Source organism: Marinifilum sp. JC120, from assembly GCA_004923195.1.
Classification (GTDB): Bacteria; Desulfobacterota; Desulfovibrionia; order Desulfovibrionales; family Desulfovibrionaceae; genus Maridesulfovibrio.
In genome coordinates, this window is record RDSB01000119.1 from 1 (window position 1) to 689 (window position 689).

Genomic DNA, 689 nt, shown 5'->3' on the forward strand with positions numbered 1-689 from the left:
TTCGTTATATGAATAGCCTAGATCGGTGACGAGCTTGACGGCAGACTTCCTAAATTCTTCTGAATACTCTCGGTTACTCATGACTGTCTCTCCATGAGCTGACCTTAACCTCTCGAAGACTGTCCGTCATCTATAGGGCACTTCACCTTTCTTTTTATCGGATTAGTCTATCGCCCCTTTCTTTGAGGTAGAGCCACCTTTTGACGTTTTGTTCGTTTGGGCTGACGTTGTGGGGTGCGGGCGATTTTGTGGATCGTGGGGGCTGTGCAGGACGATATGACAGATGCAAAAAAGGTTAATTCTGCAAACTCTAACATTTTACACCCAAAAAAATATTAGTTAGTATACACCATATAACCTCAATATCTATCACAAGATAGGGAGAACTTATGGATACTTCGAGTAAAGGTATGACCTTAAGGATTAATCGCAAAGAAATTATCGATGCATTATTTAAAGCCGTTCGCGAATCATATAGAACTCAGCCCTCTAAGGTTAAAATCCTAAAAAACATGGCTGGCATGACCTTCACCATCGATAAGTGCGCCTTCCCCCATCCTTTGGACACTGATCGGTCATTTTAAGGTGGAGTCTACCGTCCCGGTTTCATGCCTTGGTAGGCAGCAGCCATAGCCGTTGTGGAGCGGAGCCCGTCCCCCCAGGGGCGGCCCGGAAGGGCCGAGGGCGGA

At 46.4% G+C, this 689-nt stretch carries 1 protein-coding gene; it reads left to right on the forward strand.

What is annotated here, in order from left to right:
- Nucleotides 1-389 precede the first annotated feature (389 nt).
- Nucleotides 390-584 carry a hypothetical protein gene (locus D0S45_20645; GenBank protein ID TIH06970.1) on the forward strand — a complete coding sequence of 65 codons (195 nt, stop codon included), beginning with the start codon at nucleotides 390-392 and terminating at the stop codon, nucleotides 582-584.
- Nucleotides 585-689 lie beyond the last annotated feature (105 nt).